Source organism: Microbacterium sp. K41 (assembly GCF_004794395.1).
GTDB lineage: Bacteria > Actinomycetota > Actinomycetes > Actinomycetales > Microbacteriaceae > Microbacterium > Microbacterium sufflavum.
In genome coordinates this window covers 1-18,297 of record NZ_SSDO01000259.1, presented here as the reverse complement: position 1 = coordinate 18,297, position 18,297 = coordinate 1, and the positions used below count along the sequence as shown (strand labels likewise).

The following is an 18,297-nucleotide window of genomic DNA, read 5'->3' as shown; positions in this document are numbered from 1 at the left end:
GAGGGGACGGCCACCGGGCCGGTCGCCTCGGCGCTGCAGCGCGAGCGGGTGCGGTCGCACATCGAGACGGCGATCGCCGAGGGTGCGCGCGTGCTGACCGGCGGCCTCGATATCGTCGAACCGACGGCCGGCGGCGCCTACGTGCAGCCCACGATCTTCACCGATGTGACACCCGACATGAGGATCTTCCACGAGGAGGTCTTCGGTCCGGTGCTCACGATCACTCCGTACGCCACGGTCGATGAGGCTGTCGACCTGGCGAACGACAGCGTGTACGGCCTGTCGGGCGGCGTGTGGTCGAGCGACCCTCGACGCGCCCTCGAGGTCGCGCTGCGCATGCGCACCGGCACCGTCGGCATCAACGGCGCCGGGCTCGACGTGGGGGCTCCCTTCGGGGGGTACAAGCAGTCGGGCGTCGGCCGGGAGTGCGGCGTGCACGGGTTCGAGGAGTTCCTCGAGCTGAAGTCGGTGATGGGCGCCGCCGCCCTTCTCGACGACCACTCGTGACCGGTAACAAACCCGAAACACCGCCGACACGAGGCAATAAAGAGCAATTCATAATATTCAATGAGTTGGAACCCGCCCGAGGGTTCCGTGAAGAGAGGACACCCATGAGACGCAGCATCGTAGCCGCGGTCGTCGGCGTGACGGCACTCGCCCTGACCGGCTGCGCCGGCGGGGGAGACGGGTCAGGAGGCGGAGCGGTCGAGAAGGCTACCATCGCCATCGCCGCCGACCCGGGTTCGCTCAACCCGATCACGAACGCGACGCAGGCGGGGCAGGAGGTCTCGGCCTACCTGTACGAGACCCTCATGTCGTTCGCCCACGGCAAGGACGCCGAGGGCCTGCTCGCCGAGAGCTGGACGGAGTCGACGACCGAGGTGTCGTTCGTGCTGAAGGAGGGGATCGTCTGCACGGACGGCTCCGAACTCACCGCCTCCGACGTCAAGGCCTCGTTCGACTACGCCGCAGACCCTGAGACGGCATCGCCCTACTCCGGCGTCTACTTCCCCGCCGAGGGCCTGACCGTCGAGGCCGACGACGCCTCGCGCACCGTCACGTTCACCAGCGCGCAGCCGCAGAGCTTCCTGCTCAGCAACATCGGCCAGATGCCGGTCGTGTGCGCGGCGGGCATCGAGGACCCCGCGTCGCTCGACTCCACCCCCGTCGGCACCGGCATCTACACGCTCGAGGACTCCTCGCCCGGGCAGACCTACACGCTCGCCCTGCGCGACGACTACACGTGGGGTCCCGGCGATGTCACGAGCGACACCGAGGGGCTGCCGAAGACCGTCGAGCTGGAGGTCGTCGACACCGAGCCCACGCGCGCGAACATGCTCCTGTCTTCCGAGATCAACGTCGCCGAGGTCGGCGGCACGGATCGCGACCGGCTGGAGAGCGGCGATCTGTTCACGATCGACGTGCCCGCCCGTCCCGGCCTGATGTTCTTCAACCAGTCGGAGGGACGCCCGACCAACGACCTGCTGGTGCGGGAGGGCATCGCCGGCGGCATCGACCGCGACGAGGTCGCCTCGGTCTCCACCGGTGGACGCGGCGAGCTGATGACCTCGCTCGTCTCCTCGTTCACCGCGGTGTGCGTCGGGGCGGATGCCACCACGTCGCTGATCGGCTTCGACGCCGACGCGGCGGCCGCATCGCTCGACGAGGCCGGCTGGACCGTGGGCGCCGACGGCGTGCGGGAGAAGGACGGCGCGAAGCTGGAGCTCACCTTCGTCTACCCGTCCACCGAGGCGCAGTCGGTCGTGGCCGGCATCGAGCTCATCCAGCAGCAGCTGGGCGAGATCGGCGTCGAGGTCACTCCGGCACCGTCGTCGTCGTACACCGACGTCATCTTCCAGGGCGGCGACTGGGACCTCATCTGGGCCCCGATCTCCACCACGCTGCCCTCCACCTGGGCCGGCATCCTCTCGGGTCCGTTCCCCCCGGACGGCGGCAACTGGACGTACAACACCAACCAGGAGTTCTTCGACCTGACGGCCGAGGCGCAGCAGCTGGCCGGCGAGGACAGCTGCGACGCGTGGACCGCCGCGCAGGCCTCGGCGATCGGTAACCTCGAGGTGATGCCGTTCGCGGAGTCCACGAGCACGCTGTACGGAGCGGGCGTGGAGTTCGAGGTCACCACCAACGGACTGCTGATCCCGACGAGCCTCCGAGGCTAGGAGCCGCATGCTGGACCACGCGTCCGCCAGGACGGACACCGTGGCGGTGTTTCTTCGGAAGCGCCGCCACGGCAACCCCTGGCTGAGATTCCTCCTCCGCCGCGCGCTGCGCATGCTGGTGGCGATGTTCGTGATCATCGCGGTCGCGTTCTTCGTGCTCAGGGCATCCGGCGGCGACCCCGTGCGCGCCGCACTCGGCGCGACGGCCGACGAGGCCGTGGTCCAGGCCCGGCGCGATCAGCTGGGTCTCAACGACCCGCTGATCGTGCAGTTCTGGAACTATCTCACCGGCATCCTCCAGGGTGATCTGGGCTCGTCCCTCATCACCGGACGGTCGGTGTCGGAGCTCGTGCAGAACCGTCTCCCGGCCACCCTGGAGCTCGCCGGCATCTCGTTCGTGATCGTGCTGCTGGTGGCCGTGCCCGTGGGCCTCGGCATCGCGATCCTCACGCAGGGCAACCGACGCCGCGGCGTCGAGGTGACGTTCACCGGCATCACCGGCGTGATCGCCGCGATCCCGGAGTACCTCCTGGGCGTGGCACTGGTCGTGATCTTCGCGGTGGGGCTGCACTGGTTCCCCGTGGCCGGACGCTCGGGCCCCGCGTCGTACGTGCTGCCGGTGCTGGCCATGACGGTCGCCTCGTGGGCGTCGCTGTCGCGCATCGCCCGCGTCGAGGCGCTGAACACGCTGTCCGACGACTACGTGCGCACGGCCCGCTCCAAGCGCATCCCCGCGTCGTGGGTGTACTTCCGCCACGCGCTGCCCAACATGCTCACCGCCACGCTGACGATCGGCGGCACGCTGCTGTCGACCATGGTCGCCTCCAGCGTGCTCGTGGAGAAGGTGTTCAACTGGCCGGGTCTGGGCTCGGCGTTCGTCGACGCCATCGCCACGAAGGACTACGGCATCGTGCAGGGCCTCGCGCTCGTGTACGCGGCCATCATCCTCGTCATCACCCTCGCGGTCGACATCGTGCTGTCGCTCCTCGACCGGCGCACCACCCTCCTGGAGACGACCTGATGCGCTCGATCCTCACCTTCCTGCGCAACCCGCTCGGCGCGATCAGCACCGTCATGGTGCTCGTGCTGGTGTTCCTCGCGCTGTTCGCCCCGGAGATCTGGGGCGCGCAGGCGAACCAGACCGACACGTCGGCGCTGCTGCAGGGACCCAGCGCCGCGCACCCGCTCGGTACCGACGGCCTCGGGCGCGACCTCCTGCTCCGCACGCTCGTCGCCGCACGGCTGTCGCTGGGGATGGCGCTGATCGCCACCGTCATCGGCCTCGTCTTCGGTCTGCTGCTCGGTGCCCTCCCGTCGGTGCTCGGACCGCGGGTGCAGCGCCTGTTCAGCTCCGTCATCAGCACGTGGCTGGCGTTCCCGGTGCTGCTGGTGGCGATGCTGACCGTGATCCTGCTCGGGCCCAGCTCGTCGTCCGCGGTGATCGCGCTCGGCCTCACGATGGTGCCGTCGTTCGCCCGCCTCGCCCAGACGCTGTCGTCGCGCGTCGGCGGATCGGAGTACCTGGCGGCGGCGCGCATGATGGGCGTCTCGCGCGGACGGCAGTTCACGCGCTACGTGCTGCCGAACATCGCCGAACCCATCATCGTCAACGTCACCCTGTCGATCGGCGGCGGCCTGCTCGCGCTCTCCAGCCTCAGCTTCCTCGGCGTCGGCGTGCAGCCGCCGGACTACGACTGGGGCCGCATGCTCAGCGAGGCGTTCGACCAGGTGTACACCAACCCGACCGCGGTGGTCGGCCCCGGAGTCGCCGTCGTGTTCGCCGGCGTGGCGTTCGGCACGCTGGGCGAGTCGCTCGCCGCGCACCTGCGCAGCCACGGCAAGGGCAGCGTGCTCTCCCGGCGCAAGCTGGGCTCCGCGCCGCGCGTCGAGGCCCGCGAGCGGGTGGCCGACGACGACGCGCTGCTCGTGGTCGACGGCCTGTCGGTCTCGTTCCCCTCGCCGTCCGGGTGGGTGCGTCCCGTGCAGGACGTCTCGTTCTCGGTCGCACCGGGGGAGATCGTCGGCGTCGTCGGCGAGTCCGGCAGCGGCAAGTCGGTGGCGCTGATGGCGGTCGCCCAGCTGTCCGCCGCGGGCGCCGCCGTGACCGCGCAGGAGGTGCGCTTCGATGGCGACGACGTGCTCGACCTGCCGCCCGCCGTGATGAAGAAGCGGCTCGGCACGAAGATCGGCGTCGTGTTCCAGGATTCGCTCACGGCGCTCAACCCGGCGCTGCGCGTGGGCACGCAGCTCGCCGAGATCCCGCGTTTCCACGCCAGGGATGCCCGTGGCGCCGCACATCAGAAGGCCGTCGCCGCGCTGAAGGACGTCGCGATCGACGAGCCGGAGCGGCGCTCCCGGCAGTTCCCGCACGAGTACTCGGGCGGCATGCGGCAGCGCGCGCTCATCGCGATGTCGCAGATCGGCAAGCCGCGACTCATCATCGCCGACGAGCCCACCACGGCCCTCGACGTGACGGTGCAGCAGCGTGTGCTCGCGCTGCTCCGCCGCGAGTGCGAGGAGACCGGGGCGGCCGCGATCGTGGTGTCGCACGACATCGCCGTGCTCGCCGAGCTGTGCCAGCGCATCCTGGTGATGTACGCGGGACGCATCGTGGAGGACGTGGATGTGCGCCTGCTCGCGACGCCCGAGAAGCTCGCGCACCCCTACACGCGTGCGCTCGCCGAGTCGCTGCCCGACCTCGACACCGATCGCACCCAGCCGCTCGCGACGATCCCCGGCGAGCCGCCGGACCTCTCGCTGCCGCTCGTGGGCTGCGGGTTCGCTCCGCGCTGCCCGTTCGCGACCGAGCAGTGCCGCGCGGTCACCCCGGAGCCGGTGGCCCACGGTCACGGCGGTCGCGTGGCCTGCTGGCACCCGCAGGACGGCGTGCCGATCGAGGGCATCCTCGGGGAGCCGGTCGTGCTCACCGGGTCGCAGACCACGCAGACCACGCAGGAGGTGCGCTGATGGCCGAGCTCGTCGTCGACGATCTGGTGGTGACCTTCGGGCACGGCGACTCGTCGTTCAACGCCGTGGACGGCGTGTCGCTCACGGTGCCGCACGGCAGCATCGTCGGACTGGTCGGGGAGTCCGGCTCGGGCAAGTCCACCATCGCGCGCGTCATCGCCGGTCTCCAGCCGGCCACGGCCGGACGCCTGCTGCTCGACGGCGAGGAGCTGCGACCGGCGACCGGGCGGCAGCGCCTCGCGCGCGCCCGCGACGTGCAGATGATCTTCCAGGACCCGTACTCCTCGCTGAATCCACGCATGACCATCGGCGACACGCTCGACGAGGCGCTCACGCTGCACGGCAGCGGCAACGCCAAGGCGCGCGCCGACGGCGTGAAGGAGCTGTTGCGGCTGGTGCGCCTGAAGCCGGGCACGGTCGACCAGTATCCGTCTCAGCTGTCCGGCGGCATGCGGCAGCGCGTCGCGATCGCCCGCTGTCTGGCCGTGAAGCCGCGGCTCATCATCGCCGACGAGATCACGTCGGCGCTCGATGCGTCGGTGCAGGGTGCCGTGCTGAACCTGGTGCGCGATCTGCAGCGCGAGCTGGAGCTCTCGGTGCTGTTCATCACCCACAACCTCGCCGCCGTGCGGTACATCGCCGACACCACGGCCGTGATGCGCAAGGGGCGGATCGTCGAGCACGGCGACGCGGACGAGATCGTCTCGAATCCGCAGCACACCTACACGCAGTCCCTCGTCGCCGCGATCCCGCGCATCCAGAACGCCGGCACCGACCACCTCCTGCACGCGATCGGACACTGATGACCCTGCTCCACCCCACCACCGGTCTGCGCGACGACGCCCGCGATCTGCTCCCCGGTCTGGTCGGCCTGCGCCGCGCGATCCACGCCGATCCGGAGCTCGGGCTCGAACTGCCGCGCACGCAGCGGCGGATCCTCGATGCGCTCGAGCCGCTGGGCGTCGAGGTGACCCTCGGCGCGGGACTGAGCTCGATCGCCGCCGTCATCCGCGGCGCGCATCCCGGCCCGACCGTGCTGCTGCGCGCCGACATGGACGCACTGCCGCTCACCGAGGAGACCGGTCTCGACTATGCCGCCACGGGGGAGCGCATGCACGCGTGCGGACACGACCTGCACGTGGCGGGTCTCGTCGGCGCGGCGCAGCTGCTCGCCGCCCGTCGCGACGATCTGCACGGCGACGTGCTCCTGATGTTCCAGCCGGGCGAGGAGCTCGGCGACGGTGCCACCCGCATGCTGGCCGAGGGACTGCTCGACGTCACCGGCTCGCGGCCGGTGGCCGCGTTCGGCATCCACGTGGTCCCCGGTGAGTTCGGGGTGTTCTCCACGCGACCCGGTGCGCTGATGGCGGGCGCGATCGAGGTGGAGGTCACGATCACCGGGTCCGGGGGACACGCGTCGGCCCCGCACCTCACGCGGGACCCCGTGCCGGTGGCCGCGGAGCTCGTGACGGCGCTGCAGGCGTTCGTCACGCGGCGCTTCGACGTGTTCGACCCGGTGGTGCTGAGCGTCACACAGCTGCACGCCGGCGGACCCGCCCGCAACATCATCTCCGACACGGCGTCGCTCGTGGCGTCGGTGCGCGTGCTCTCGCACGAGAACAGCGCCCGCGTGCAGACCGAGATCCCCGCCCTGGTGCAGGAGATCGCGGCGGCGCACGACTGCACGGTCGAGGTCGACGTCACCATCCTGTGCGCGCCCACCGTGAACGACCCGCAGGCCGTCGCGCACGTGCGCAGCACCCTGAGCGGCCTGTTCGGCGAGGAGCGGGTGTGGGAGACCGCACACCCCGTGATGGGGTCGGAGGACTTCTCGTTCGTGCTGGAGCAGGTGCCGGGCGCGTTCCTGTTCCTGCGCGCCACCCCCGACGAGGTCGACCTGGAGACGGCGTCCCCGAACCACTCGCCGACCGTCGTGTTCGACGACGCGGTGCTCGCGGATCAGGCCGCGGCGCTCGCCGCCCTCGCGCTCGGCCGCCTCAGCGCCTGAGCCCTGCCTCAGGCCGTCAGGAACGCGCGGAGGTCGGCGTTCAGCTGCGCCGCGACCGCCGGGTCGCTGTACATCATGTGCCCGGCCCGGTACCAGTGCGAGGTGGTGCGTTCGCGGGGCAGGCCGAAGTGCCGCAGCAGATGGTCGGCGGCCCCCACGGTGGTCAGCGCGTCGTACACGCCCGTGCCGAGGAAGAGCCGCGCGTGCGGGTTCTGCTTCATCCACCGCGAGAGCCGCGCCGGGTAGGGGTAGGTGTGGAACGGCGACGGTCGGCCGTAGGTGGGGAACGCGGCGGCGCCCTCCTCCTGCCAGTCCCAGTCACGGCCGGCCTCCGTGTCGACGACCCGGTACGGTCGCGCGGAGTCGTCGCCGAACACGTCGAGCCGCAGACGCGACAGCCCGGTGACGTAGCGCGGGGAGAGCGCGGTGTCGGCGGGGTCGTGGCCGAGCTCGCCGACACGGCGGTCGGCGGCGGGGGCACGGTAGCGACTGTCCGTGACGCCCAGCACCTGGCCCTCGAGCAGCCGTTCGCGGAAGTCGGTCTTGCTGATCCACAGTCGGTCGCGCACGAGCTCGTCGGCGGGGAGGCCGATCATGGCGGACAACCGCTCGGCGACCGCGTCCCGGTCGCCCGCCGGCAGCTCGTCGCCCTGCAGCATGGCCGCGGCCAGGTCGCCGCGCGCGAAGTCGAGGGCGTCCGCGATGGCGTCCTCGACCGTGGCGTGCCCGCGCGACCCCGTGCCGTGGTACCAGGCGGTGGCGGCCTTGTAGGGCAGGTTGGCGAGGGCTCCGACGATGCTCCCCGGCCGGTCCTGCGTCTCCTGGATGTTCACCGCCTGACCGAGCAGCGCGATCCCGGCCAGCGGCGCCGTGTCCATGCTGTGCGGGTTCGTCGCCAGGAACGCCGCGCGCAGCGTGCCGTAGCTCTCGCCGAGGAAGTACGTGGGCGCGTCCCAGCGGCCGTGCCGGTCGCGCCAGTCGCCGATCGCGGCGGCGACCGCGTCGGCGTCGCCCTCCACGGTGCGGAAGAGCGAGCGGTCGGCGTCGTCCGCGAACGTGCCGAAGCCGGTGCCCGGTGCGTCGAGGAACACGAGGTCGGCGACGTCGAGGATGCTCGACGGGCTCTCCTCGATGCCGTACGGCGGCTGGCCGGCGTCGTCCGTGTCCACCGGGACGCGCGCCCGCCACGGTCCGATGCCGCTCAGGTGCAGGTAGATCGACGAGACGCCGGGCCCGCCGTTGGTGAGGAACAGCACCGGCCGGCCGGGTGCGTCGACCGTATAGCTGAACGCCGACAGCGTGCCCTGCGGCGTGCCGTCGGAGCGCCGCAGCGGCAGCTCCTCCACCCGCGCGACGTACTCCCGCTCTCCGAGTCGGCCCGTCGTCTCGCGTGCGCTCATCAGCGCGCGGTGGCGTCGCGGTAAAAGTCGTCGAGGTCGCTCTTCATGCGCACGACGGCATCTTCGTCCACGAACGTCATGTGGCCGGACTCGTAGAACGCGAAACGGATGTTGTCGCGCAGCGCGGGGGCGAGGTACAGGTGCGCCACGTCGACCTCCGGCCCGAAGAACGGGGTCGCGAGGTCGTAGTACCCGCCCATCACGAACACGCGGAGGTTCGGGTTGCGCCGCACCGCCGCCGACAGGTCGAGCGACACGTCGGGCACGAGCTGGGGGGCGTCGACGCCCGGCGCCTTGTGCTTCCAGTCCCAGGCCCGCGAGATGGGCATGTTGTGCAGGTGCCGGTAGTGCAGGTCGCTGGTGTAGCCGATGTCGTCGACGAGGTGCGCGCGGTAGGTCGACAGGTGCGCGCTGTTCACCCCGGCGGTGGCGGCGTCGTCGGTGGCGGGGTCGTGCGAGCCGCCGCCCACCACGTACTGGTGCTCGGCGGTGAAGCGGGTGTCGAACCGGCCGATCACGCGACCCTCGTCGGCGAGCAGCGCGTAGCGGTACTGCTCCATGCCGATGCGGAAGTGGTGCTTCTTCAGGTCGTCGGCATCGAGACCGACGAGGGCGCTCATGCGCGCGGCGACCTCGTCTTCGACCTCGGACGGGATCAGGTCGCCCTGCAGCAGGGCGGCCGCGAAGGGTCCCTGCGCGAAGGCCCTGGCCTCCACCAGGAACGGCTCCAGCTCGGTGTGCTCGGTGCGCGCCCTGCCGTGATACCAGGCGGTCGCGGCGAACGAGGGCAGCAGGTTGATGTACTCGCGCGGGCCGCCGAGGTTGCTCTCGCCCCAGTTCAGCACGGTGGACAGCAGCACGACGCCGTTGAAGTCGAGGCCCTGGTTCTGCAGGCGGTGCACGAGGGATGCGGCGCGCGTGGTGCCGTACGACTCGCCGAACAGGAACCGCGGGGCGTTCCAGTTGTTCGTGAGGGTGAGCCACCGGGTGATCGCCTTCGCGAACGCGTCGACGTCCTGGTCGACGCCCCATACCTGCGCGGGCGCGGTGTCGCCCAGCAGTCGCGAGTAGCCGGTGCCGGGGGCGTCGATGAAGACGAGGTCGGACTCGGTGAGCAGCGTGTGCGGGTTGTCGCCCCACGCGTAGGGAGCGGGTGGGGTCGCCTTCGGCGTGTTGGTGGGGGTGCGCTTGACGCCGAAGCCGCCGATGTTGAGCCACAGGCTGGCGGAGCCGGGTCCGCCGTTGAACAGGAAGGTCACCGGTCGCGGCGCAGCGCCCTCCTCGCGGTCGGCCACGTAGGACGTGTAGAAGACGCTGGCGAGCGGGGTGTGCTCGTCGTCGCGCACGATCACGGTGCCGGCGCCCGCCGTGTAGTCGAGCGTGCGTCCACCCGCCGTGATGCGGTGGCGGCGCGAGGTGAACGTCTCGGTCGCTGCGGTGTCGGCGGCGGGGGTCTGCTCGGTCACGGGGCTCCCTGGGAGGCTGGCAATGAGTGAATTGAATATATCTTAATCACTCGCTCGCGTGCCGCGCGAGGAAGTCGTACACCTCGTTGTCGTCAACGCCGGGGAAGGCGCCGCGGGGGAGCGGCGAGAACATGTGCGTGTGCACGCGAGCGCTCGGCCACGCCCGCCCCTGCCAGCGCTCGGTCAGCTCGGTCGAGGGGCGCCGGCAGCACGCCTCGTCGGGGCACGTCGACACGGCGCGGTCGCTCGTCTCCCTGCCCCGCCACCAGCGGGCGTCGTCGAACGGCACGCCGACCGTGACGGAGAACTCGCCGTCGGTGGAGGAGCCGGTCTGGGTGGAGCACCAGAACGTCCCGGACGGGGTGTCGGTGTACTGGTGGTGCTCGACCGTGCGGTTCTGCTGCGTGAAGGCGGAGCGCGCCTGGAACTTGCGGCACACGCGCTGGCCCTCGACGGCGCCGGTGACGTCCATCGGCAGCGGCAGCCCGTCGTTCTCGTAGACGCGGGTGATGGCTCCGGTCGAGTCGACGCGCAGGAAGTGCAGCGACATGCCCAGGTGCTGCGTCATCAGGTTGGTCATCCGCATGCCGGCGGCCTCGTGCGTGACGCCGAAGCCGTCGCGGAAGTCCTCGACGGCGAGGTTGCGGTCCTTCTTCGCCTGCTGCAGGAAAGCGACGGCGGCGGTCTCGGGCATCAGGCAGCAGGCGGCGAAGTAGTTGATCTCCAGGCGCTGCTGCAGGAAGTCGGCGTAGTCGGTGGGCGGGGTGTGCCCGAGCAGGCGGTGGGCCATGGCCTGCAGTGCCATCGAGCGCAGGCCGTGTCCGCCGGGGATGGAGGCGGGCGGCAGATAGATGCGGCCGTTCTCGAGGTCGGTCACCGAGCGGGTGGAGTGCGGCAGGTCGTTGACGTAGATGAGCTCGAAGCCGAGCTTCTCCGCCATGATGCTCACGGTGCGGTGGGTGAGGGCCCCCTGCGTGTGCCCGGCCGCCTTGAGCTGCTTCTCGGCGAGCTTCTCGATCTCGGGCAGGTAGTTGTTCTGTGCGCGCATCCGCAGCCGCAGCTCGGTGTTCGCGCGCCTGGCCTCCTCGGGGGTCGCGATCGCCTCGCGCTCCCTCCGCTGCAGCTCGTTGTGCAGCCCGAGGATCGACTCGATGGTCTCGTCGCTCATGCCCTTCGTGACGCGCACGGGCGCGACGCCGAGCTGGCGGAACACCGGGCTCTCCTGCGCGCGCTCCAGCTCGATCTCGAGCGCCGCACGGCGGTTGGGCGGCTCGCCGGAGATGAGGTCGGTGACCTCGGTGCCCGTGGCGTGCGCGATCGCCTGGAGCAGGGAGAGCTTGGGTTCGCGCTTGCCGTTCTCGATGAGGCTGAGCTGCGAGCCGGCGACCCCGACGACGGCGCCGAGCTCGTCGAGCGTGTACCCCTTCTGCAGGCGGTGGTGGCGGATGCGGTGACCGAGCGTCGTGAGGTGGAGTCCGGAGGGCGGCATGGTTTTGAGTGTAGCGAAAGAACATCGATTCTTTCGGCCCGATTTGTCCGAAAGTCGGTGTGGAGGCGGAAGAAGATAGGTGCAACGCCCCACACTTCTAAGGAGCAGTCATGGCCATGGCCGAAGTCATCACCCCCCGCACGTCTCCCGTCGCGACGATGCGCACGTTCGGCACGGCCCCCTCCTCCGACACCCCCGCGATGGCCGAGCTGCTCGCGTGGGTCGAGGAGATCCGGGCGCTCACCCAGCCCGACGCCGTGCACTGGGTCGACGGCTCCCGCGCCGAGAACGACTGGCTGCTGCGCGGGCTGGTCGACGAGGGCAAGCTCATCAAGCTCAACCCGGAGTGGCGTCCCGGCTCGTACCTCGCCCGCTCGCACCCGAGCGACGTCGCCCGCACCGAGGGGCGCACCTTCATCGCCTCGGAGCGCGAGGAGGACGCCGGTCCCACCAACAACTGGGCGGACCCCGCCGAGATGCGCGCCACCATGACCGAGATCTTCGCGGGCTCGATGCGCGGTCGCACGATGTACGTCGTCCCGTTCTCGATGGGTCGCGTCGGCGGACCGCTCTCGCACATCGGCGTGCAGATCACCGACAGCGCCTACGCGGTCGCCTCGATCGGCATCATGACCCGGGTGGGCGACGCCGTCACCCGCCAGATCGCGGACGGGGCGCCGTGGGTCAAGACCGTCCACTCGGTGGGCGCTCCGCTGGCCGCGGGCGAGCCCGACGTCGAGTGGCCGTGCAACGACGAGAAGTACATCGTGCACTTCCCCGAGACGCTCGAGGTCTACTCGTACGGCTCCGGCTACGGCGGCAACGCGATCCTCGCGAAGAAGTGCTTCGCGCTGCGCATCGCCTCGGTGATCGCCCGCGACGAGGGCTGGCTCGCCGAGCACATGCTGCTCATCCGCGTGATCGATCCGCAGGGCACGGCCTACCACGTCGCTGCCGCGTTCCCCTCGGCGTGCGGCAAGACGAACCTCGCGATGCTGCGTCCGACGATCCCGGGATGGCGGGTCGAGACGCTCGGCGACGACATCGCCTGGATCCGTCCGGGCGAGGACGGGCGACTGTGGGCCATCAACCCCGAGGCCGGCTTCTTCGGTGTCGCGCCGGGCACGGGCGAGTCCACCAACGTCACGGCCGTCGAGACGCTGTGGGGCAACACGATCTTCACGAACGTCGCGCTCCGGCCCGACGGCGACGTGTGGTGGGAGGGGCTGACCGACGAGGCGCCCGCGCACCTGATCGACTGGGAGGGCAACGACTGGACGCCCGACTCGGGTCGTCCGGCGGCGCACCCCAACTCGCGCTTCACGGTGTCGGCGGCGCAGTGCCCGCAGATCTCGGAGGACTGGGAGGAGGCCGTGCCGCTCGACGTGATCCTGTTCGGCGGGCGTCGCGCGAGCAACGTCCCGCTCGTGGTGGAGGCCACCGACTGGACGCACGGCGTGTTCCTCGGCTCGAACATCTCGTCCGAGCGCACCGCGGCGGCCGAGGGCACCGTGGGCGAGCTGCGCCGCGACCCGTTCGCGATGCTGCCGTTCTGCGGCTACAACATGGCCGACTACTTCGGGCACTGGCTGAAGGTGGGCCGCGGCCTGCGCTTCGACCGGGCACCGCGCATCTTCCAGGTCAACTGGTTCCGCCGCGGGGCCGACGGGCGCTTCCTGTGGCCCGGCTTCGGCGACAACTCCCGCGTGGTCGACTGGATCATCCGCCGCATCTCGGGCGCCGTGCCCGCCGTCGACAGCCCCATCGGACGGCTGCCGCGTGCGGAGGACCTCAACCTCGACGGGCTCGACCTGCCGGCGGAAGACCTGGAGGAGCTCTTCTCGGTCGACCCGGAGGCATGGAAGGTCGAGGCCGACCTGACCGAGGAGTTCTACGACACCTTCGGCGACCGCGTGCCCGCGGCGCTGCGCACCGAGCTGGCCTCGCTGCGCTACCGGCTCGCGAAGGCGTCGTAGCCCCCAGACCGGTGCCGGTTCGGGGGAGCCGGCACCTTCGGGCCCCCGTGGCCCCCAGACCCGCGAAGGCGGGGCGTCGGAGACGAACCCATGGCTGAGTGGTCTCCGGCACCCCGCCTTCGCGTTGCCCGTGCGAGTGCGGTCAGGCGAGGAGCTGGTGACGCGCGAGGTCGCGGTACAGCGGCGTCGACTCGACCAGCTCCGCGTGGGTGCCCTGGCCGACGACCGAGCCATCCTGCAACACGACGATGAGGTCGCTGTCGACGACCGTCGACAGCCGGTGGGCGATCACGACGAGGGTGCGGTCGGTGGACGCCGCCTCGATGGCCTCGCGCATGCGCTGCTCGTTCACGCCGTCGAGCGACGACGTGGACTCGTCCAGCAGCAGGATCGGGGCGTCCGTGAGCAGTGCGCGCGCGATGGCGAGGCGCTGACGCTCGCCGCCCGACAGCATCACGCCGTCCTCGCCGACCGGGGCGTCCACGCCGAGGGGGCTGCGTTCGAGCACGTCGCCGAGGTTCACGGCGCGCAGCACCCGCTCGCAGTCGGCGTCGCTGGCGTCGGGCGACGCGAGGCGCAGATTCTCGGCGAGGGTGCCGGCGAGGGTCGGGGCGTCCTGCTCGACGTAGCCGAACTGCGCGCGCAGCTCCTCCCGCGGGTACGTGCGGGCGTCGTGGCCGTGCACGCGGATGGCGCCGCCCGTGGGGTCGTAGAAGCGCTCGATGAGCGACAGGATCGTGCTCTTGCCCGCGCCGCTCGGACCGACCAGCGCCACCCGGGCGCCGCGCGGCACCGCGAACGACACGCCGCGCAGCACCTCGTGATCGGCGGCCTCGGCGTCGGCGGGCACCGGCTCGGCGGAGTCGAGGTGAGCGTCGGCGAGCAGATCCTTGGCCGCCTTCGCCGCGGCCTGTCGTGCGGCCACGACGTTCGCGGGGTAGCGGAAGCGCACATCGCGGAACTCGATCGCGGGCGCCGTGGGGTCGTCGGCCTCGCGGGGGATCGAGGCGGCGGTGGCGGCGTCGTCCTGCGACTCGGTGGGCAGGTCGAGCACCTCCTGGATGCGGCCGAGCGCGCCGAGGGCCTGGTTCACCGAGGTGATCGCCCCGAACGTGGTGGCGAGCGGCATCACGAGCAGGAACAGGAACATGATGAACGCGATCAGCGAGGCGATCGTGATGGCGCCGGCGGCCACACGGAACCCGCCCACGCCCAGCACCACCAGGAGTGACAGCTGCAGGGCGATGCCCGAGACCGGCACCACGAGAGACGAGATCTTGGCGATGCGCACACCGATGCCGTAGGCCTCGGCGGCCCGGTCGGAGACGGCTGCGGTCTCGCGCTCGGTCGCCCCCGAGGCGCGGATGGTGCGGATCGAGCCCACGGCACGCTCGACGCCGGAGGCGAGTTCGCCCACCTTCTCCTGCTGGGCGGTCGACGCGGTGCGGATGCGGCCGCTGAGCGACACCACGACCACGACCGAGACGCCGATCACGACCACGATGAGCAGCAGCAGCACCGGATCGATCAGCAGCATCGCGACCAGGGCGCCCACGAACAGCACCGCGCTGCCGACCGCATCGGCGAGACCCTGCGTGAGCACGGCGTACAGCAGGGTGGTGTCGGTGCCGACGCGCGAGACGAGGTCGCCGGTGCGGCGGGCGTCGAACTCCGCGGTGGGCAGGTGCAGGATGCGCGCGATGAGCTTGCGCCGGCTGGAGTACACCACGGCCGTGCCGGTGCGCTGCAGCAGGTAGTGCTGGAAGCCGGAGATGATCGACGACACGATCACGAAGCCGACCAGCAGCCACACCAGGACCCCGATCGTGCCGTCGGTCTGCACGGCCTCGATGACCTGGCCGACCAGCACCGGCTGCACGAGCGAGGTCGCCGCGCCGATGACGCTGAGGATCGCGACGACGATGAGGGTGCGCTTGTGCTCGAACAGGAAGGGAAGGAGCTGACGGAAGGTGGCGCGAGGGCCGTCGGGCTGTGCGCCCCGGCGGCGTCGGCGTGCTGTCGCCGTGGTGGACATGCGGGACCTCGATCTGGAGAGGGGGGTACTTCGACCGTACTCGGGGGCCGGTCGGTTCCTATGCGGCTGCTGTATGCACTCAGTGGCGCCCGAAGCGGCGATGCGCGGCCTGCTTGGTCACGCCCAGGGCGCTGGCGATCGCCTGCCACGAGTAGCCGTCGTTGCGCGCGCGGCGCACCTGCGCCTCCTCGGCGCGAGCGATCTCGATGCGGAGCCCGGCCAGGCGGTGCAGCTCGGCGAGCGGCTCGCCGCCCTCGGCCTGGGCGATCGTGGTCGTGTTCATCGGACACCTCCTGCGTCAATGATCATTGACGCGCGCCACCGTTGTCAATCTCTGTTGACGCTCGTTGTCGACAGAACGCGGCGGGGTACTGCGACGTCGTCGTCCTCTGAGCCGTCCCGTGCGCGGACGGCGGCCCGGAGACGCGGAAACGGCCGCACCTCGCGGGGAGGGCGGCCGTTCCGGGGTGCGTCGTCGGGCGCTCAGAGCTCGGCGGAGGCCGCCAGCCCCAGGTCGTCCTCGTAGTCGTGGTCCTTCGTCTCCGGCGTGAAGATCAGCGCCACGAAGGTGAGCACGGCCATCGAGGAGAGGTACACGCCGACCAGCCACGGCTCGCCGCCGACCGCCGCCCACAGTGCCACGGCGATGAACGGGGCCACGGCCGCGCCGAGGATCGACGACACGTTGTAGGCGATCGCGGAGCCGGAGTAGCGCACGTTCGTCGGGAACAGCTCGGGCAGCAGCGCGCCCATCGGGCCGAACGTCGTGCCCATGAGCATGAACCCGAACACCAGGAACGCCTGCGTGAGCGCGCCCGTGAACTTCGGGTCGGCCTGGGGCAGCAGGAAGAGGTTGAACGACAGGCCGAACACCACGATGAGGCCCGTGACCCACAGCAGCAGCTTGCGGCGGCCGATGGCGTCGGCGATCGGACCCGACAGCAGCGTGAAGATGCCGAAGAACACCACGCCGATGATCTGCATCAGCACGAAGTCGGTGTAGCCGAAGCCGAGCCCCGGGTAGAACTGGGCCGCGAACGCCGTGGGGTCGAAGTCCTTGCCGGTCGCCTCCGCGGCGGCGCGGGCGGCGGCCGACGCGGTCTCCACGTCGGCGGCCTTGGTGCCGTACGTCAGGGTGAAGTTCGTCATCAGGTAGAACAGCACGTAGGTCGCCAGCATGATGAACGTGCCGAGGATCAGCTGCTTCCAGTGGTGGCGGAAGACGGTGGCCAGCGGCAGCTTGCGGATGGCGCCGGTCTTCTCCGCCTTCTTGAACGTGTCCGACTCGACCAGGCGCAGGCGCACCCACAGGCCGATGATGACCATGACGGCCGAGAACAGGAACGGCACCCGCCAGCCCCACGACAGGAACGCCTCCGACTTCAGCGCCGGGTCCTCGGGGTGGGGCAGGGCGAAATTGATGGCGAGGAAGATGCCGTTCGCGATGATGAACCCGAGGGGCGCACCCAGCTGCGGGAACGACCCGTACCAGGCGCGCTTGCCCTTCGGGGCGTTCTCGGTCGCGACCAGCGCCGCGCCCGACCACTCGCCGCCGAGCGCGAAGCCCTGGGCGAGGCGCAGCACGAGAAGCAGCAGCGGCGCGACCCAGCTGATCTGCTGGAACGTGGGCAGCAGGCCGATCACGAAGGTCGCGATGCCCATCGTGAGCAGGGACGCGACGAGCGTCGCCTTGCGGCCGAACTTGTCGCCGAAGTGGCCGAACACGACTGCGCCGATCGGGCGGGCGACCATCGCGGCGCCGAACACGGCGAACGACGACAGCAGCGAGGCGGTGTCGTTGGTGCTGGGGAAGAAGAGCGTCGGGAACACCAGGACCGCTGCCGTCGCGTAGACGTAGAAGTCGTAGAACTCGATGGTGGTGCCGACGAGGCTCGCGGTGATGACGCGCGAGCGGGGATTCGCGGGGGCGGGGGCGCTGCTCATGGGGTCTCTTTCTCGGATGTCGCCGCTGGTATACCAGGACCCGGGCGAGTCTACGCCTTCCTGGGAGTTGCCTGAACGCGGATGACGCTGCCCGGTCCCGGCGGCGCGCCACCCCCGTAGAGTCGGAGCACACGACACGGAACGCACGACGCGGAGCACACGACGCGGGGGAGCCGATATGACGACGCGGATGCTGCTGCTAGCCGACACGCACGTGCCGAAGCGCGCCAAGCGACTGCCCGACGCCGTGCTGCGCGCCGTCGACGAGGCCGACGTGGTGGTGCACGCGGGCGACTGGGTCGACGAGGCCACGCTCGATCTCCTCGCCGAGCGCGCCGCGGTGCTGCACGCCGTGTTCGGCAACAACGACGGCCCCGGTCTGCGCGGCCGGCTGCCCGAGGTCGCCCGGTTCCGGGTGGAGGACACGTCCGTCGCGGTGATCCACGAGACCGGGGGCGCGGCGGGGCGGGAGCGACGCATGGACGCGGCGTTCCCCGACGACGACCTCCTGGTGTTCGGGCACTCGCACATCCCGTGGGACACGGTGACCCCGCGCGGCCTGCGTCTGCTGAACCCGGGGTCGCCGACCGACCGCCGCCGTCAGCCCGTGTGCACCCTGATGACGGTCGTGATCGACGGCGCCGACATCGACGCGACCCTCGTGCCGCTCTCGTGAAAGAGCCTCCCGCCGCCTCCGGCCCCGAGGTCGTCGCGGAGCCGCTGGCCTACCGCGCACCGATGCGCTCGCGCGACGACGCGGTGCCCGACGGTGCCGGAGCCGAGCGCGGTCTCACGCGCGGCCTGGTGGGGATGGGAGGACGGCTGGAGCGGG

General features: G+C 70.9%; 14 protein-coding genes. 8 read left to right on the top strand and 6 right to left on the bottom strand.

Translation table 11 applies throughout. From position 1 onward, the window contains the following. From DW309_RS07160 to DW309_RS07135, 6 genes are all read left to right on the top strand, one after another. Positions 1 to 507: aldehyde dehydrogenase family protein (locus tag DW309_RS07160; RefSeq protein ID WP_136044971.1), on the top strand; the 507-nt coding region annotated here is incomplete at its 5' end. A gap of 104 nt (positions 508 to 611) precedes the next feature. Next, positions 612 to 2,180, top strand: coding sequence for an ABC transporter substrate-binding protein (locus tag DW309_RS07155; RefSeq protein WP_136029067.1), 1,569 nt, complete (start codon positions 612 to 614; stop codon positions 2,178 to 2,180). Positions 2,181 to 2,187: 7 nt separating this feature from the next. Next, positions 2,188 to 3,201, top strand: coding sequence for an ABC transporter permease (locus tag DW309_RS07150; RefSeq protein WP_136044970.1), 1,014 nt, complete (start codon positions 2,188 to 2,190; stop codon positions 3,199 to 3,201). Further along, entirely contained in the window at positions 3,201 to 5,147 is a 1,947-nt protein-coding gene (locus tag DW309_RS07145) for a dipeptide/oligopeptide/nickel ABC transporter permease/ATP-binding protein (protein WP_136044969.1), read from the top strand. The genes DW309_RS07150 and DW309_RS07145 overlap by 1 nt, the downstream gene beginning before the upstream one ends. After that, positions 5,147 to 5,950 carry an ABC transporter ATP-binding protein gene (locus tag DW309_RS07140; protein ID WP_136044968.1) on the top strand — a complete coding sequence of 268 codons (804 nt, stop codon included), beginning with the start codon at positions 5,147 to 5,149 and terminating at the stop codon, positions 5,948 to 5,950. The genes DW309_RS07145 and DW309_RS07140 overlap by 1 nt, the downstream gene beginning before the upstream one ends. Beyond that, positions 5,950 to 7,155, top strand: a complete 1,206-nt coding sequence (locus DW309_RS07135) for a M20 metallopeptidase family protein (protein WP_136044967.1) — start codon at positions 5,950 to 5,952, stop codon at positions 7,153 to 7,155. The genes DW309_RS07140 and DW309_RS07135 overlap by 1 nt, the downstream gene beginning before the upstream one ends. Positions 7,156 to 7,163: 8 nt before the next feature. Here DW309_RS07135 and DW309_RS07130 read toward each other — a convergent pair whose 3' ends face one another. From DW309_RS07130 to DW309_RS07120, 3 genes are read right to left on the bottom strand one after another with little or no spacing between them, the layout of a single operon-like run. After that, entirely contained in the window at positions 7,164 to 8,555 is a 1,392-nt protein-coding gene (locus tag DW309_RS07130) for a S10 family serine carboxypeptidase-like protein (RefSeq protein WP_136044966.1), read from the bottom strand. After that, on the bottom strand, positions 8,555 to 10,021 hold the full coding sequence (locus DW309_RS07125; RefSeq protein WP_205812662.1) for a S10 family peptidase: 1,467 nt from the start codon (positions 10,019 to 10,021) through the stop codon (positions 8,555 to 8,557). Before DW309_RS07125 ends, DW309_RS07130 begins: the two co-directional genes overlap by 1 nt. A gap of 46 nt (positions 10,022 to 10,067) precedes the next feature. Further along, on the bottom strand, positions 10,068 to 11,510 hold the full coding sequence (locus DW309_RS07120) for an XRE family transcriptional regulator (protein ID WP_136029081.1): 1,443 nt from the start codon (positions 11,508 to 11,510) through the stop codon (positions 10,068 to 10,070). Between the two features lie 110 nt (positions 11,511 to 11,620). Here DW309_RS07120 and DW309_RS07115 point away from each other — a divergent pair, with 110 nt between their 5' ends. After that, the gene (locus DW309_RS07115; protein WP_205812660.1) at positions 11,621 to 13,486 is read left to right on the top strand and encodes a phosphoenolpyruvate carboxykinase (GTP); all 1,866 of its coding nucleotides are present in this window, start codon (positions 11,621 to 11,623) and stop codon (positions 13,484 to 13,486) included. Between the two features lie 142 nt (positions 13,487 to 13,628). Here the strand turns inward: DW309_RS07115 and DW309_RS07110 are convergent, their stop codons facing one another. The 3 genes from DW309_RS07110 to DW309_RS07100 all read right to left on the bottom strand — a co-directional run bounded on the left by DW309_RS07110 (position 13,629) and on the right by DW309_RS07100 (position 17,465). Continuing rightward, the gene (locus DW309_RS07110; RefSeq protein ID WP_136044964.1) at positions 13,629 to 15,521 is read right to left on the bottom strand and encodes an ABC transporter ATP-binding protein; all 1,893 of its coding nucleotides are present in this window, start codon (positions 15,519 to 15,521) and stop codon (positions 13,629 to 13,631) included. 79 nt (positions 15,522 to 15,600) lie between these two features. After that, complete coding sequence (locus DW309_RS07105; RefSeq protein WP_136044963.1) at positions 15,601 to 15,804, bottom strand: AsnC family protein; 204 nt, start codon at positions 15,802 to 15,804, stop codon at positions 15,601 to 15,603. 200 nt (positions 15,805 to 16,004) lie between these two features. Next, the gene (locus DW309_RS07100) at positions 16,005 to 17,465 is read right to left on the bottom strand and encodes an MFS transporter (RefSeq protein WP_136029087.1); all 1,461 of its coding nucleotides are present in this window, start codon (positions 17,463 to 17,465) and stop codon (positions 16,005 to 16,007) included. Between the two features lie 178 nt (positions 17,466 to 17,643). On the opposite strand from DW309_RS07100, the gene DW309_RS07095 reads away from it, so the two are divergent. Continuing rightward, entirely contained in the window at positions 17,644 to 18,141 is a 498-nt protein-coding gene (locus tag DW309_RS07095) for a metallophosphoesterase family protein (RefSeq protein ID WP_136029089.1), read from the top strand. The last annotated feature ends 156 nt before the right edge of the window (positions 18,142 to 18,297 follow it).

Coding starts and splice junctions, on each gene's coding strand:
- DW309_RS07155 (WP_136029067.1), top strand. CDS start 612: ATGAGACGCAGCATCGTAGCCGCGGTCGTCGGCGTGACGGCACTCGCC.
- DW309_RS07150 (WP_136044970.1), top strand. CDS start 2,188: ATGCTGGACCACGCGTCCGCCAGGACGGACACCGTGGCGGTGTTTCTT.
- DW309_RS07145 (WP_136044969.1), top strand. CDS start 3,201: ATGCGCTCGATCCTCACCTTCCTGCGCAACCCGCTCGGCGCGATCAGC.
- DW309_RS07140 (WP_136044968.1), top strand. CDS start 5,147: ATGGCCGAGCTCGTCGTCGACGATCTGGTGGTGACCTTCGGGCACGGC.
- DW309_RS07135 (WP_136044967.1), top strand. CDS start 5,950: ATGACCCTGCTCCACCCCACCACCGGTCTGCGCGACGACGCCCGCGAT.
- DW309_RS07130 (WP_136044966.1), bottom strand. CDS start 8,555: ATGAGCGCACGCGAGACGACGGGCCGACTCGGAGAGCGGGAGTACGTC.
- DW309_RS07120 (WP_136029081.1), bottom strand. CDS start 11,510: ATGCCGCCCTCCGGACTCCACCTCACGACGCTCGGTCACCGCATCCGC.
- DW309_RS07115 (WP_205812660.1), top strand. CDS start 11,621: ATGGCCATGGCCGAAGTCATCACCCCCCGCACGTCTCCCGTCGCGACG.
- DW309_RS07110 (WP_136044964.1), bottom strand. CDS start 15,521: ATGTCCACCACGGCGACAGCACGCCGACGCCGCCGGGGCGCACAGCCC.
- DW309_RS07105 (WP_136044963.1), bottom strand. CDS start 15,804: ATGAACACGACCACGATCGCCCAGGCCGAGGGCGGCGAGCCGCTCGCC.
- DW309_RS07100 (WP_136029087.1), bottom strand. CDS start 17,465: ATGAGCAGCGCCCCCGCCCCCGCGAATCCCCGCTCGCGCGTCATCACC.
- DW309_RS07095 (WP_136029089.1), top strand. CDS start 17,644: ATGACGACGCGGATGCTGCTGCTAGCCGACACGCACGTGCCGAAGCGC.